14 protein-coding genes are annotated in these 13,861 nt (G+C 40.0%); 1 reads left to right on the plus strand and 13 read right to left on the minus strand.

Going from position 1 to position 13,861, the window contains the following annotated elements; genetic code table 11:
* Positions 1-17 precede the first annotated feature (17 nt).
* Positions 18-1,676 carry an acyl-CoA mutase large subunit family protein gene (locus tag ATG70_RS09875; RefSeq protein WP_098444142.1) on the minus strand — a complete coding sequence of 553 codons (1,659 nt, stop codon included), beginning with the start codon at positions 1,674-1,676 and terminating at the stop codon, positions 18-20.
* A 209-nt stretch (positions 1,677-1,885) separates the two neighbouring features.
* Here ATG70_RS09875 and prli42 point away from each other — a divergent pair, with 209 nt between their 5' ends.
* Positions 1,886-1,978, plus strand: a complete 93-nt coding sequence (gene prli42, locus ATG70_RS22180) for a stressosome-associated protein Prli42 (RefSeq protein ID WP_142329569.1) — start codon at positions 1,886-1,888, stop codon at positions 1,976-1,978.
* Between the two features lie 84 nt (positions 1,979-2,062).
* Here the strand turns inward: prli42 and ATG70_RS09880 are convergent, their stop codons facing one another.
* The 12 genes from ATG70_RS09880 to bcd form a co-directional block, all read right to left on the minus strand.
* The gene (locus ATG70_RS09880) at positions 2,063-2,593 is read right to left on the minus strand and encodes a L,D-transpeptidase (protein WP_098445782.1); all 531 of its coding nucleotides are present in this window, start codon (positions 2,591-2,593) and stop codon (positions 2,063-2,065) included.
* 39 nt (positions 2,594-2,632) lie between these two features.
* Positions 2,633-3,601: an aromatic acid exporter family protein gene (locus ATG70_RS09885; RefSeq protein ID WP_098445783.1), complete on the minus strand. Its 969-nt coding sequence runs from the start codon at positions 3,599-3,601 to the stop codon at positions 2,633-2,635.
* 180 nt (positions 3,602-3,781) lie between these two features.
* Complete coding sequence (locus tag ATG70_RS09890) at positions 3,782-4,504, minus strand: amino acid ABC transporter ATP-binding protein (protein ID WP_098444143.1); 723 nt, start codon at positions 4,502-4,504, stop codon at positions 3,782-3,784.
* Positions 4,497-5,156, minus strand: coding sequence for an amino acid ABC transporter permease (locus ATG70_RS09895; RefSeq protein WP_098444144.1), 660 nt, complete (start codon positions 5,154-5,156; stop codon positions 4,497-4,499). The genes ATG70_RS09890 and ATG70_RS09895 overlap by 8 nt, the downstream gene beginning before the upstream one ends.
* A gap of 26 nt (positions 5,157-5,182) precedes the next feature.
* On the minus strand, positions 5,183-5,980 hold the full coding sequence (locus ATG70_RS09900) for a transporter substrate-binding domain-containing protein (RefSeq protein ID WP_098444145.1): 798 nt from the start codon (positions 5,978-5,980) through the stop codon (positions 5,183-5,185).
* Positions 5,981-6,224: 244 nt separating this feature from the next.
* On the minus strand, positions 6,225-6,653 hold the full coding sequence (locus ATG70_RS09905; RefSeq protein ID WP_098444146.1) for a BrxA/BrxB family bacilliredoxin: 429 nt from the start codon (positions 6,651-6,653) through the stop codon (positions 6,225-6,227).
* Between the two features lie 125 nt (positions 6,654-6,778).
* On the minus strand, positions 6,779-8,086 hold the full coding sequence (locus ATG70_RS09910) for a dihydrolipoamide acetyltransferase family protein (protein WP_098444147.1): 1,308 nt from the start codon (positions 8,084-8,086) through the stop codon (positions 6,779-6,781).
* Positions 8,087-8,113: 27 nt separating this feature from the next.
* The gene (locus tag ATG70_RS09915) at positions 8,114-9,097 is read right to left on the minus strand and encodes an alpha-ketoacid dehydrogenase subunit beta (protein WP_098444148.1); all 984 of its coding nucleotides are present in this window, start codon (positions 9,095-9,097) and stop codon (positions 8,114-8,116) included.
* Positions 9,098-9,109: 12 nt separating this feature from the next.
* Positions 9,110-10,102, minus strand: a complete 993-nt coding sequence (locus ATG70_RS09920; RefSeq protein ID WP_098444149.1) for a thiamine pyrophosphate-dependent dehydrogenase E1 component subunit alpha — start codon at positions 10,100-10,102, stop codon at positions 9,110-9,112.
* A gap of 30 nt (positions 10,103-10,132) precedes the next feature.
* Positions 10,133-11,554, minus strand: coding sequence for a dihydrolipoyl dehydrogenase (gene lpdA, locus ATG70_RS09925; protein WP_098444150.1), 1,422 nt, complete (start codon positions 11,552-11,554; stop codon positions 10,133-10,135).
* Between the two features lie 86 nt (positions 11,555-11,640).
* Positions 11,641-12,744 (minus strand): butyrate kinase, encoded by a 1,104-nt coding sequence (gene buk / locus ATG70_RS09930; RefSeq protein WP_098444151.1) that lies wholly within the window; start codon positions 12,742-12,744, stop codon positions 11,641-11,643.
* Between the two features lie 14 nt (positions 12,745-12,758).
* Positions 12,759-13,856, minus strand: a complete 1,098-nt coding sequence (gene bcd / locus ATG70_RS09935; RefSeq protein ID WP_098444152.1) for a branched-chain amino acid dehydrogenase — start codon at positions 13,854-13,856, stop codon at positions 12,759-12,761.
* Positions 13,857-13,861: the final 5 nt, after the last annotated feature.

The raw sequence follows: 13,861 nt of genomic DNA on the forward strand, positions 1-13,861 counted from the left end.
TTCCACTCCCCGTTTGTTTAGATTCCAGTGTATTCGCCAAATTCTTCTCGGAGTATGCCGCATATTTCACCGACTGTACAATAATCTCGAACACAATTAATAATAAGCGGCATCAAATTACTTGTGCCTTTAGCTCCCGACCTTAATTCCTCCAACCGAGCGCTCACTCGATGTTGGTCTCTTGTAGTCCTTAGAGTTTCAAGCTTTTCAATTTGTTTCCGTTGAAGCTCTGGATCAATACGATGTAATTCTGGTTTGGGTTCGTCTTCTAACTTGTATTGATTCATGCCCACGACGACTTCTTCACCACTCTCGATTTTCTTTTGCGTTTCATAAGAAGCCTGGTGAATTTCGCGCTGCATATAGCCCTGTTCAACAGCGGATACTGCTCCGCCCATATCATCGATCTTACGAATATAATCAAAAACATACGCTTCAAGCTGATCAGTCAAATTCTCTATAAAATAAGAGCCACCAAGGGCATCAACCGTATCTGTTACGCCGCTTTCGTTTGCAATAATTTGCTGGGTTCTAAGAGCAATCCGTGCGGAATCTTCCGTTGGTAATGCTAACGCTTCATCTTTCGCATTCGTATGAAGGCTCTGTGTCCCTCCTAGAACAGCCGCAAGTGCTTGAATGGTCACCCGGACGATATTGTTGTCCGGCTGTTGGGCTGTTAACGTTGATCCAGCAACTTGAGTGTGAAAGCGGAGCTGCAGACTTTTCGGCTTTTTTGCACCATACCGTTCTTTCATTATTTTAGCCCATATTCTTCGCGCTGCTCTAAATTTCGCAACTTCTTCAAGAAATTGATTATGCCCATTAAAAAAGAAAGCAAGCCTTGGCGCAAAATCGTCGACTTTTAACCCCGTTTCAATTGCTGCATCGACATAAGCAATGCCATTCGCAATGGTAAACGCTAGTTCCTGAGCAGCCGTCGAACCCGCTTCTCGAATGTGGTAGCCAGATATACTAATTGTATTCCATCGCGGTACATACTCTGCGCAATAGGCAAAAATGTCTGTAATCAATCGCATAGATGGTTTTGGAGGAAAAATATACGTTCCCCTTGCTATATATTCTTTTAAAATGTCATTCTGGATCGTTCCAGAAATTTGTTCTTGTGATACTCCCTGTTTTTCTGCTACGACGATGTACATCGCTAGTAATACCGATGCCGGAGCATTAATCGTCATGGACGTACTCACTTTATCAAGAGGGATATCTCGTAAAAGCGCTTCCATATCATCGAGTGAATCAATCGCTACGCCTACCTTACCAACTTCTCCTTTTGCCATCATATCATCCGAATCATATCCAATTTGCGTTGGAAGATCGAAGGCAACGGATAAGCCAGTTTGACCTTGATCAAGTAAATAGCGAAAGCGACGATTGGTTTCCTCAGCTGAGCCAAACCCCGCATATTGTCTCATTGTCCATGTTCTACCACGATACATGGTTGGTTGAATCCCTCGTGTGTATGGATATTGTCCGGGTAAACCCAGTTTCTCCATATAATACTGATCTAAGTGATCCGGATGTCCAAGACGGTCTATGTCAATTCCAGAGCTCGTCTTAAACGCTTCTTTTTTCTCCGGAAATTTCTCGATTAATTTTTCAGTTAGTGCTTTCCATTCCTCGAATTGACTTTGAAAATCTTTCTTTTCTGTCTCCATCCCCATTCCTCCCTGGTTGTCTTCCTCTAATTGAATTGATTTGAAATTTAGATGTCTAACTTATATCTAATTCTGGATAAAGTAAGCGTTTTCCTCTAAAATTCGTAAAATTTGTCGAAACACTTTCTAGTTTCATCAAGGATAGACTTGTCCAACCGAACAAATCATTGTAAAATAACGAAAGAATGCTTATTTTGGGAGGGACTCTCATGCCTCGTAAAGCTACAAAGATCGTTGTTTATATTATGATTATTTCGATGCTTCTTAGTTTATTTGCTGGAGCAACAGCGATGTTGTTTTAATGACTCAACTAGCTATTTCACAAATATAGGAAACAAAGCATAGAAAAGAAGAAGCTGCCATTAGACAGCTTCTTCTTTTTATGATCACTTTAATTCGATGTTTTCTCCTATCGCTCCAGCTTTACTTGCCAGTTCATAAAAAGATTGATCGCTTGAAGCAATTAGAATTTTAGTTCCAATTGGTATGTCATTATAAAGCAGTTCAACTTCCTCATTTAAAAGTCGGATACATCCAGCAGTTGTATATTTCCCAATTGAATCTGGACGATTTGTTCCATGGACGCCATAAATTCGACCGTTTGTTCCTTTTGCATCAAAACCAATCCACCTTGTACCAAGCGGATTCTCTTTCACTCCACCTTCAATATTTTTCTTTCTGTAATAAGGATTTTCCGCCTTCACAATTATTGTAAATAGTCCTTCAGGAGTCTGATCTATACTTTTACCAGTCGCTACCGATAAAACACGCTGAACTTCATTTCCATCAATATAAGCTAATTCGTTCACCTTCTTATTTACAATAAGGAATGGGTCACCCGCATTTGGCTGAGTACCGAATGGAAAGAGAATGGATACCGATAAATACAGTGATAACATGATAGAGAACAAATGTATCACTCCTTTTATTCTCTATCATGCAACCATTTATAGGATTCATTCAGCTTTTGAAAAAGCTCCTGGTTTAAAGTAACGCTTTAGTAACAAATATTGTTCGACTTCATTTAGAAAGTACAGAAGGGCTGAGCGCGTTTCAAACTCTTCACGATCTGCAGGCAGTGGCGAATTCCGAAATTCCTCACGCATCGTTTCTAATTCTTCTAGAAAAACATTTGCTGTATTTTGGGGCTTTACTGAGCTACTAAGCTTCTCCATAAAATCAGCCATTGTACGACCATGAATATAAGTTTGATCAAGAGATGAAATAATTGGTAACACTCTCTCTAAGATCGCAAATTGTTTTTCGCGCATTTTAAAATAAACATAATACTTATCATCATCACGTAACATGTGATTTTCTATATCTTTGAGTGCAAGGTTCTTAGCATACTGAAGTAAGTCACCAACTTCAATGATCTCTTTTCCATCCCAGTTACTTTCCCCTTCACGAAGATAAACAGCATACTCCATTAGGATAACTGAAAATTTTTCTTCGATTTGTTTTCTGATATTCAATAAATCTTTTTCAAGGCTTGGCATATACAAATTAAAGAGAAGTGCAACCCCAATTCCTATGACAATAATCGCTACTTCATTCCATACAATTCCCCAACTTACATGATTGAAATTATAAATATGAAGTATGATAACTGAACTTGTAATAACGCCTTCCGTTGCTTTTATCGCAACAACCACTGGTATAAAGAAGAGTAGCAATAAAGATATGCTAAACGGTGTATAACCAATTCCTTCAAAAAATACTGCACTAAATACAATACCAAGTAAACAAGCCAAAAACCGTTCCCAAGAACTTCGAAATGATCGTTTAGTTGTTGGTTTAATACAAAGAATCGTTAAAATACCGGCAGAAACATAGTTATCAAGTGAGAAAAGTTGCGCAATGGTGATGGCAACCCCAGTTCCTATTGCTGTTTTTAACGTTCGATAGCCAATTTTCACTTTCAATAAAAATTCTTCCTTCCACAATAAGAGTTACTTCTTTAATATCCTTCAATTATCAGAGTCTAAACCATTTTCTCTTGATTGAACAGTTAATTTCGTTTAGATAACGCTTTCATGATCATTTTTTTATTGAATACATAATAAACACTTAATAAAACAAAAAAGTGAACACGAATGTTCACTTTACAACACCTTATCTAAGAATACTTTTGCTCTATCTGTTTTAGGGTGATTAAAGAATGAAGTAGGTTCACTCTCCTCAACAAGTTTTCCTTCATCTAAAAACAAAATTCGATCTGCCGCTTCTCTTGCAAATGCCATTTCATGGGTAACGATGACCATCGTCATCCCAGATTGCCCAAGATCTTTCATGACGTCTAATACCTCTTTAACCATCTCAGGATCAAGTGCAGATGTAGGTTCATCAAACAACATATATTCTGGCTCCATTGCTAGGGCTCTGGCAATCGCAACACGCTGTTTTTGTCCACCAGACAAGCGCTTTGGATACTCATTCGCCTTCATCGATAGACCTACTTGTAAAAGGAGCTCGTGAGCTTTTGCTTCAGCAATATCTCGCTTTATTCCCTTTACTTTCATTGGTGCGTAGATAAGGTTTTCTAGAACGGTTTTATGTGGAAAGAGATGAAAATGTTGGAAGACCATCCCAATTGTCTGACGTAAGTCCATGATATTTGTAGATGAGTCTGTTAGTTTCTTATCATCCACCCATATTGAACCAGAACTTACTTGTTCTAGTTGATTCAAACACCGAAGAAGAGTCGACTTACCAGATCCAGAAGGTCCTATAATCGCAACCACTTCACCTTTCTTAATCGATGTATTAATCCCACTTAATACTTCATTGTTACCGAAATTTTTGTGAAGGTTTTCTACTTTAATCACTGCGACTCATTCTCCTTTCGACTATTTTTCCTATCAGCGTTAAAATCATAACAAGCAAATAGTAAATAATCCCTGCAATTAGTAACGGTTCAAAGTATTTGAATTTCTCAGCAGCCACAATCTGACTTCGTCTCATAATATCAAATACACCAATAACAGAAACAATCGCAGATTCTTTTGTTAATGTAATAAACTCATTCATAAGGGCAGGTAAAATATTTTTCATAGCTTGCGGCAAGATAATATCCTTCATCATTGGACGATAAGGAATACCCAGGGCGGCGGCAGCTTCATTTTGTCCAGTGTCTACGGCACGAATTCCTGCTCGTATTATCTCAGATATATAGGCGGCAGAGTTGAGACCAAATGAGAGAACACCCGCTTCAAAAGCTGAAATATCATAACCCGTTAACTGAGGTGTTGCATGATAAAATAATAATAACTGTAAGATAAGAGGGGTACCTCTGAAAACAGATGTATAAGCATCAGCTAGCCAACTAAGCATCTTTACTCGCCCGATTTTAAATAATGCAAGTATTGTGCCGAGTACAAATCCTACTATAGCTGAAACACTAACAAACTTTAACGTGACCAATATTCCTTGCAGGATGTAGGGAATATTAGGCACGAATTGACCGAAATCCAAATTCATGCCTGTTCATCCTTTCTTCTATGATGTTATTCTACGGTGTCCTGTCCAAACCACTTTTCGATAAGCTCGTCCATCTTACCATTATCCTTCATTTCCTTAATTACTTCGTTAAACTCGTTCGTTAACTCACTATCTTTCGGGAAAGCGACAGCTGACCCCGCCTCTTCTGTATTAGGAAGATTCTCACCAGTGAGATCGTCATTACTTTCTAAGTAGCCTTTTGCTACAGTATCTTCAATAATAATGGCATCATAACGTCCTGATTTAAGTTCTTGAATCAGTTCTGGAATACGATTTAACGTGACGATTTCCATTTCGATTCCACTTTCTTTTAATTCGTTAGCTTTGTCTTCTTGAATTGAGCCGAGTTGAACCCCTACTTTTGCTCCATCGAGATCTTCAGGTTTTACCATTTCATTATCCGTTGAAGAGACGATCATATGGTTAGCTGAATAATAAATATCCGAGAAGTCAACGTTCTCCTTACGCTCTTCTGTAGGCGTCATCCCTGCAAGAACAAAATCGACACGCTCACTACTTAATGCAGTAATTAGTCCACTAAAATCCATATCCTTTATCTCAACGTTATAGCCTAATTCATCAGCGATGTAACTGGCGATATCTACATCAAATCCAATAATCTCTTCTCCTTGCGCAGAATCAATATATTCAAACGGCGGATAGTCAGCAGAAGTGCCCATTACGAGAGTTTTTTCTGAATTCGCGCCATCATCTTGGCTTGCATCTTCATTTGAAGACCCGCATGCAGCAAGTCCCATAACCATAAATAATCCTACTATCACGATTAACCATTTTTTCTTCATTTTTATTCCCCCTGATAAATGTATAATAATTCGTTAACTTGAATATTTATCACTATATCAGATATCTCGTTCTTATTCTACATATTTATTCATATATTTTCATATAAATTAAAGTAATTTTTTTCTGTATATTCTGTTATTTTCACAAATATACATCACTACATTTAGTTTCATAAATTTTAGAATGAATAAATAATGCATAAAAAAGCACCAGGCATTTTGCCTGGTGCTCACTGAAAAGCTATTAGCAATATTTATTGAATAAATATTGTAACATTCCGGATACTTCTTCAGGATCGCTTCCTTCGATTTCATGACGTTCTACCATGTTAATGATTTCTCCGTCTTTTAGAATAGCAAACGAAGGAGAAGATGGTGCAAACCCTGTAAAATAAGAACGTGCTTTTGCTGTTGCTTCTTTATCTTGACCGGCAAAAACCGTTACAAGATTATCAGGTGTTTTCTCGTTATTGATCGCGATCCTTGCAGCAGGACGCGCAACGCCTCCTGCACAACCACATACTGAGTTGACCATCACAAGTGTCGTTCCTTTACTTGTCACAACCTCTTCTACCTCTTCAGGTGTTGTTAATTCTTTATATCCTGCTGCTTTGATCTCTTCACGAGCTGTCGCGACAACATCATTCATAAATAGATTAAAGTCCATTGACATGCTAGATTCCTCCCTTAATTCAAATCGCTTTCTTTCTTATTGTATCGCGAATCACTTCACTTTTCCAAGAAACGCTTTCATTCTATCAAAAAAACAGCCATCCCTAAATGAGATGGCTGTACATTTTAGTAAACAGATGTGTTATCTTTTGAGATTGTTTCTAGGTTTTCTTTAACTCGAGCAAGAAACTTACCGCAAATCATGCCATCAAGTACTCTGTGATCAAGAGAAAGGCAAAGATTTACCATATCACGGACAGCAATCATCCCGTTATTCATAACGACTGGTCGTTTCACAATGCTCTCTACTTGAAGAATAGCAGCTTGAGGATAATTAATAATGCCCATAGATTGAACAGAGCCAAATGAGCCAGTGTTATTTACGGTAAACGTTCCACCCTGCATTTCTTCACCTTTGAGCTTACCTGTTTTTGCTTTTTGGGCGAGCTCTTTCACTTCACGAGCAATCCCTTTAATTGATTTCTCATCTGCGTTCTTAATAACCGGAACGAAAAGTGATTCATCTGTTCCAACCGCAATCGAAATATTAATATCTTTTTTCTGAACGATTTTATCTCCAGCCCACATCGAATTCATTTGAGGGAATTCTTTAAGTGCTTCGACGACAGCTTTAACAAAGAAAGCAAAGAACGTTAAACCATACCCTTCTTTCTTTTTGAAATCATCTTTAATCCCATTACGGTATTCCACAAGATTTGTTACATCTACTTCCACCATTGTCCACGCATGTGGAGCTTCATGCTTACTGCGAAGCATATTGTTTGCAATGGCGCGACGAACACCTGTCACTGGAATCTCAATATCGCCTTCTGCAACAGGAACATCAGCGGCTTTTGATTCTGGCACTGATTTAGATGGAGCTTTTGGAGCTTTAGGTGCTTCACTCTTCGCTTCTTTTTTGTTTTCAGCAGGAGTTTGTTCTTGCTTTGGTGCTGGAATTTCACCTGAGTCAATTACCTTCTGAATATCTTTTCGAGTAATACGCCCACCTTTACCAGAACCACTAATTTGTTCAAGGTCGATATTATTCTCTTGAGACATACGAAGAACTGCTGGTGAGTAGCGACGTTTCATCGGTTGATCCTCATCCTGCTCTTTCTTTTCTTCAGAAATGTTTTCAATCGCCTGTTGACCTGTTGACTCTTCCTGCTTTTCTTCTTTAGCAGCTCCACCTTCAACATCGATGTAACATACAAGCTCACCGACTTCAATTGTATCGCCTTCTCCAGCGACTAGTTCTTTAATAACTCCTGAATAAGATGAAGGTACTTCCGCATTCACTTTATCTGTATTTACCTCTGCAATTGGATCATATTTGTTTACAGTATCACCGACTTCAACGAGCCATTTTTCAATCGTTCCTTCTGTGACACTTTCTCCAAGTTGAGGCATCAGTATTTTTTCAACTGCCACAATAAACCCTCCACTTCTTACAATCTTTTAGTATTCTGCTAGTTCTCGCATTGCTTTTTCTACTTTGTCAGGATTCAGCATAAAGTACTTCTCCATTGGTGGGGAGTACGGCATAGCTGGTACATCCGGTCCTGCTAAGCGCTGAATCGGCGCATCAAGATCAAAAAGACACTCTTCTGCAATAATGGCAGAAACTTCACCAATGATACTTCCTTCTTTGTTGTCTTCCGTAACAAGAAGAACTTTACCTGTCTTTTTCGCAGCTTCCACAATGGACTCACGGTCCAATGGGTAAACTGTACGAAGATCAAGAACATGTGCAGAAATACCGTCTTTTTCAAGCTTCTCTGCTGCTTGAAGAGCAAAGTGCACGCTTAGACCGTATGTAATTACTGTAATATCGTCACCTTCACGTTTTACATCAGCTTTTCCAATTGGAAGCGTATACTCTTCTTCAGGGACTTGGCCTTTGATCAACCGATAAGCACGCTTATGCTCAAAGAAAAGAACCGGATCGTTATCACGAATGGCAGCTTTTAACAGCCCTTTTGCATCGTAAGGGGTAGAAGGCATAACAATTTTAAGTCCAGGGACGTTAGCAAAAAGCGCTTCGACGGATTGTGAATGATAAAGTGCACCGTGAACGCCACCACCATAAGGGGCACGTATTGTAATAGGACAATTCCAATCATTATTTGACCGATAACGAATCTTCGCTGCTTCAGATACAATTTGGTTAACAGCAGGCATAATAAAATCTGCAAACTGCATTTCTGCAACAGGTCTCATTCCGTACATGGCAGCACCAATTCCAACACCAGCAATGGCCGATTCTGCAAGTGGGGTATCAATCACACGTTGTTCACCAAACTCGTCATAAAGACCGTCCGTTGCGCGGAAAACTCCTCCGCGTACACCAACATCCTCGCCTAGTACAAAAACTTTCTCATCGCGCTGCATTTCTTCTCTTAAAGCCTGGGTTATCGCTTGAATATATGAAATAACTGGCATAATGGTTCCTCCTTACTCTTCGTATACATACTTCATTGCATCTTCAGCTGGTGCATAGTCTGCATTTTCTGCGTACTCTGTTGCTTCATCTACTTCTTTTTGAACACGCTCATGAATTTCTTTTTCAATTTCATCAGTCAAAACGCCTACTTCTTTTAAATAAGCTGCAAACGTAATAACAGCATCCTTTTTCTTCGCTTCTTCAACTTCTTCACGCGTACGATAAGCGCGATCATCGTCATCACTTGAGTGAGGTGTTAAACGATAAGATACAGTCTCAATCAATGTTGGGCCATCACCTCGGCGCCCTCTTTCTACCGCTTCTTTCGCAGCTTCATAAACAGCAAGTGGATCATTTCCATCAACCGTTACACCAGGCATGCCATAACCAATCGCGCGATCAGAAACTTTCTCACAAGCTAACTGCTTTGAAACTGGTACTGAAATCGCGTATTTGTTGTTTTCACAAACGAATAGCACTGGTAACTTATGAACGCCTGCAAAGTTAGCCGCCTCATGAAAATCTCCCTGATTAGATGAGCCTTCTCCAAACGAACAGAACGTTACAAGGTCTTTCCCTTCCATGCGACCCGCTAGAGCAAAACCAACTGCATGAGGCACCTGAGTTGTTACAGGTGAAGAGCCAGTGATGATGTTGTTCTTCTTCTGTCCAAAGTGACCCGGCATTTGACGACCTGCTGAGTTTGGATCTTCTGCTTTAGCGAAACCTGAGAGCATCAGATCTTTTGCTGTCATGCCGAAAGAAAGGACTACGCCCATATCACGGTAATACGGTGCAACAAAATCTTTCTCTGGATCCATTGCAAATGCAGATCCAACCTGAGCCGCTTCTTGTCCCTGACAGGAAATAACGAAAGGGATTTTACCAGCGCGATTAAGTAACCACATGCGCTCATCGATTTTACGAGCCATTAACATTGTTTCAAACATTTCAAGCACTCTCTCATCTGAAAGTCCTAATGCTTCATGACGATTTTCAGCCATAATGTTTTACCTCCTTAAATAAACCTTTTATTAAGAATGAATTGCTTTCCCATCCACTGCAAGTGCAGCTTCACCGATTGCTTCAGACAGTGTTGGGTGAGGATGAATTGTATGCGCCACTTCCCAAGAGGCCGCATCAAGAACTTTCGCTAGACCCGCTTCAGAAATCATATCGGTTACATGAGGGCCGATCATATGTACTCCTAAAAGATCCTCATTGTCCGCATCAGCTACAATTTTCACAAATCCATCAGATTCTCCGAAAACAAGTGCTTTTCCTATTGCTTTAAAAGGGAACTTTCCAATCTTAACGTTATGACCTTGCTCTTTCGCCTGCGCTTCTGTTAACCCTACACTTGCCATTTCTGGACTGCTGTAAATACAGCTTGGAACCTGAGTGTAATCGATTGGGTCAGGATCTTGATCGGCTAAGTGTTCTACTGCAGTAATCCCTTCATGTGAAGCAACGTGAGCAAGCTGCATACCACCAATCACATCACCAATCGCGTATATATGAGATTCTTTTGTTTGGAAATATTCATTGGTTTGAATAACGCCGTTATCTACTTCAATTGTCGTGTTCTCAAGACCGATGTTTTTCACGTTTGCTTCCCGTCCTACTGACACGAGCATCTTATCTGCAGAAAACGTTTTCGTTTCTCCATCATGTTCCGCTTGAATGGATACACCCTGATCCTTTGTTAACGACTCGCCCATCACTTTTGCACCAGTGAAAAGCTTGATCCCCTTTTTCTTCATCAATTTGTGTGCTTCTTTAGAGATATCTTTATCTTCTGTTGGCACAATACGATCAGCATATTCGAGGACAGTCACCTCTACACCAAAATCAACAAGCATGGACGCCCACTCAATTCCAATAACGCCACCGCCGACAATGATAATGGAAGATGGGAGGCTTTCCATATGAAGAGCTTCATCTGAGGTCATAACATACTCGCCATCTACCTCAAGTCCAGGAAGCGTACGAGGCTTCGAGCCCGTTGCAATAATAACGTTTTTAGGAATCAACATTTCATTTTCTTCCCCGTTATTCATTTCAACTGAAACCGTACCAGGCATTGGAGAGAAAATGGATGGCCCAAGAATTCGACCGAATCCTTCAAATACATCTATTTTCCCTTGTTTCATAAGGTGCTTCACGCCATTATGAAGCTGTTCAACAATTCCCTGCTTACGTTCTTGAACCTTTTTAAAATCTAACGCAATTTCCTTTGCCATCACGCCAAATTTCTCTCCATGCTTAGCAGTGGCATATACTTCTGCACTTCGAAGTAACGCTTTACTTGGAATACAGCCGCGATGCAAACAAGTACCACCAAGTTCACGCTTTTCAACGATTGCCGTTTTTAGACCTAGTTGGGAAGCACGAATAGCAGCTACATAGCCCCCAGTACCTCCACCCATTATGACGAGATCATATTCTTCAGCCATTCAAATTCTCCTTTATAAAACGTTTTATTCCCCTTTTTTTAAAAGAGACACTGCACATGATTTTTAATGAAAATGCGTTAGAAGCTCTAAACCAGTGACTCCACAGAAGAAACAGGATAAATTTTCGCTATTTCCTCTTCTCTTAACACGCGTAATCCACCTTCTGCGAGTGCCTGTAGCTCATTTTCACCAGGATGAACGAGAACATCAGCAATCCACTTGATTTGCTCAGTAATTTGCGAGACAAATTGTTTTCCATAAGCAAGCCCACCCGTTAAAACGATCGCATCCACTTCTCCAGCAAGAACAGCACTAGCCGCTCCAATCTCTTTAGCTACCTGGTATGCCATGGCATCAAAGATCAGTTTCGCCTTCTCATCTCCATTTTGAATCCGCTGTTCCACTTTAACGGCATCGTTTGTTCCAAGATAACCAACGTAACCTGCTTGTCCAACAAGCTTTTTCATAATTTCGTCAGCATAATATTCTCCTGAAAAACACATGGAGACTAGATCACCAACAGGAACTGTTCCAGCACGTTCTGGTGAGAATGGCCCTTCACCGTGCAAACCATTATTTACATCCACGACTTTACCTTTTCGATGGGCGCCTACGGTTATCCCGCCACCCATATGAGTTACGATAAGGTTAAGATCTTCGTATTTGCTATTTAATTGAGAAGCTACTCGTCTGGCGACTGCTTTTTGGTTTAATGCATGAAAAATACTTTTACGTTCGATTTCTGGCACTCCAGAAAGGCGAGCTACATCTTGAAGCTCATCAACAACTACTGGGTCAACAATAAAAGATGGGATATTGAGCTGTTCAGCAATTTCAAAAGCAATAATCCCACCTAAATTCGAAGCATGTTCACCCGAATAACCATTACGAAGATCTTCAAGCATGCGTTCATTAACTGAGTATGTTCCACCCTCGATAGGACGCAACAAACCACCGCGTCCTACAACCGCGGATAATCTCGAAATATTAATATCTTCTTCATCTAACGCTTCAAGAATAGTATTTTTCCTAAATTCATATTGATCGATGATTGTTTTAAATTGATTGATTTCATCTGTATCGTGCCGTAATGATTTCTCAAATACAGCACGCTCATTATCAAATACGCCTATTTTTGTTGAAGTTGATCCCGGGTTGATTACCAGAAGTCTATATACTTTATCTGTCACTCCAAACCCTCCGTTTATCTACGATGACCTAAAATATGCTGAGAGTTCATTAAGAATTGACTTCTTGACTGCTTCATTTGCTCAATTCTTTCTTCAGCAAGACGGTCTGCCGCTGCATAAGTAGGAATGCCATCGCGTTTAGAAATTTCGATAACTTTTGAAATAGTGTCATAAATGCCATCAACGCGCTTCATTGCACGATCGCGATTATAGCCATAAAGCTCATCTGCAACGTTAATAACACCACCAGCATTGATTACATAGTCTGGGGCATAAACAATACCCATCTCATGAATCTGATCACCGTGTGTTGTTTCGCGAAGCTGGTTGTTTGCTGCTCCTGCAATAACTTTCGCTTTAATTTTGCCAATTGTATCGTCATTGATAATTGCACCAAGTGCACATGGTGCAAAAATATCACAGTCTACCTCGTAAATGTCGTCGGGATCTACAGCTTTTGCACCAAAGTCAGTTACTGCACGATCAACTGATTCTTTGTTGATATCTGTAACAACTAGAGAAGCTCCTTCTTCATGAAGGTGTTTGCAGAGATTATAGGCAACATTTCCTACACCTTGAACAGCTACTGTTTTACCTTGTAAAGAATCTGTACCAAACGCTTCTTTTGCTGCCGCCTTCATTCCTACATAAACACCATAAGCTGTTACAGGAGAAGGGTTACCAGAAGAACCAAACGCTGGTGAAATACCCGTTACATATTCTGTTTCTTCATGAATAGTATCCATATCTTGAACAGTAGTACCCACGTCTTCGGCAGTAATGTAACGACCGTTTAATCCCTGAATATATCGTCCAAATGCACGGAACATCGCTTCATTTTTGTCTTTACGAGGATCACCGATGATAACTGTTTTTCCTCCGCCGAGATTTAAACCTGCTGCAGCATTTTTGTACGTCATTCCTTTGGCTAAACGAAGTGCATCCTCAAATGCAGCTTCTTCAGAAGCGTATGTCCACATTCTTGTTCCGCCGAGAGCTGGTCCTAGAGTTGTATCATGAATCGCAATAATCGCTTTTAATCCTGAAGCTTTATCTTGACAAACAACCACTTGTTCATAATCGTATTTCTCCATATAAGTAAAAAGTTCCATCAGTA

This window comes from Bacillus sp. es.036 (assembly GCF_002563635.1).
GTDB lineage: Bacteria > Bacillota > Bacilli > Bacillales > Guptibacillaceae > Guptibacillus.

What these genes read in the sequence shown, in the direction of transcription:
- ATG70_RS09875 (WP_098444142.1), bottom strand. Translation starts at nt 1,676, where the DNA reads ATGGAGACAGAAAAGAAAGATTTTCAAAGTCAATTCGAGGAATGGAAA.
- prli42 (WP_142329569.1), top strand. Translation starts at nt 1,886, where the DNA reads ATGCCTCGTAAAGCTACAAAGATCGTTGTTTATATTATGATTATTTCG.
- ATG70_RS09895 (WP_098444144.1), bottom strand. Translation starts at nt 5,156, where the DNA reads ATGAATTTGGATTTCGGTCAATTCGTGCCTAATATTCCCTACATCCTG.
- ATG70_RS09900 (WP_098444145.1), bottom strand. Translation starts at nt 5,980, where the DNA reads ATGAAGAAAAAATGGTTAATCGTGATAGTAGGATTATTTATGGTTATG.
- ATG70_RS09905 (WP_098444146.1), bottom strand. Translation starts at nt 6,653, where the DNA reads ATGTCAATGGACTTTAATCTATTTATGAATGATGTTGTCGCGACAGCT.
- ATG70_RS09915 (WP_098444148.1), bottom strand. Translation starts at nt 9,097, where the DNA reads ATGCCAGTTATTTCATATATTCAAGCGATAACCCAGGCTTTAAGAGAA.
- ATG70_RS09920 (WP_098444149.1), bottom strand. Translation starts at nt 10,102, where the DNA reads ATGGCTGAAAATCGTCATGAAGCATTAGGACTTTCAGATGAGAGAGTG.
- lpdA (WP_098444150.1), bottom strand. Translation starts at nt 11,554, where the DNA reads ATGGCTGAAGAATATGATCTCGTCATAATGGGTGGAGGTACTGGGGGC.
- bcd (WP_098444152.1), bottom strand. Translation starts at nt 13,856, where the DNA reads ATGGAACTTTTTACTTATATGGAGAAATACGATTATGAACAAGTGGTT.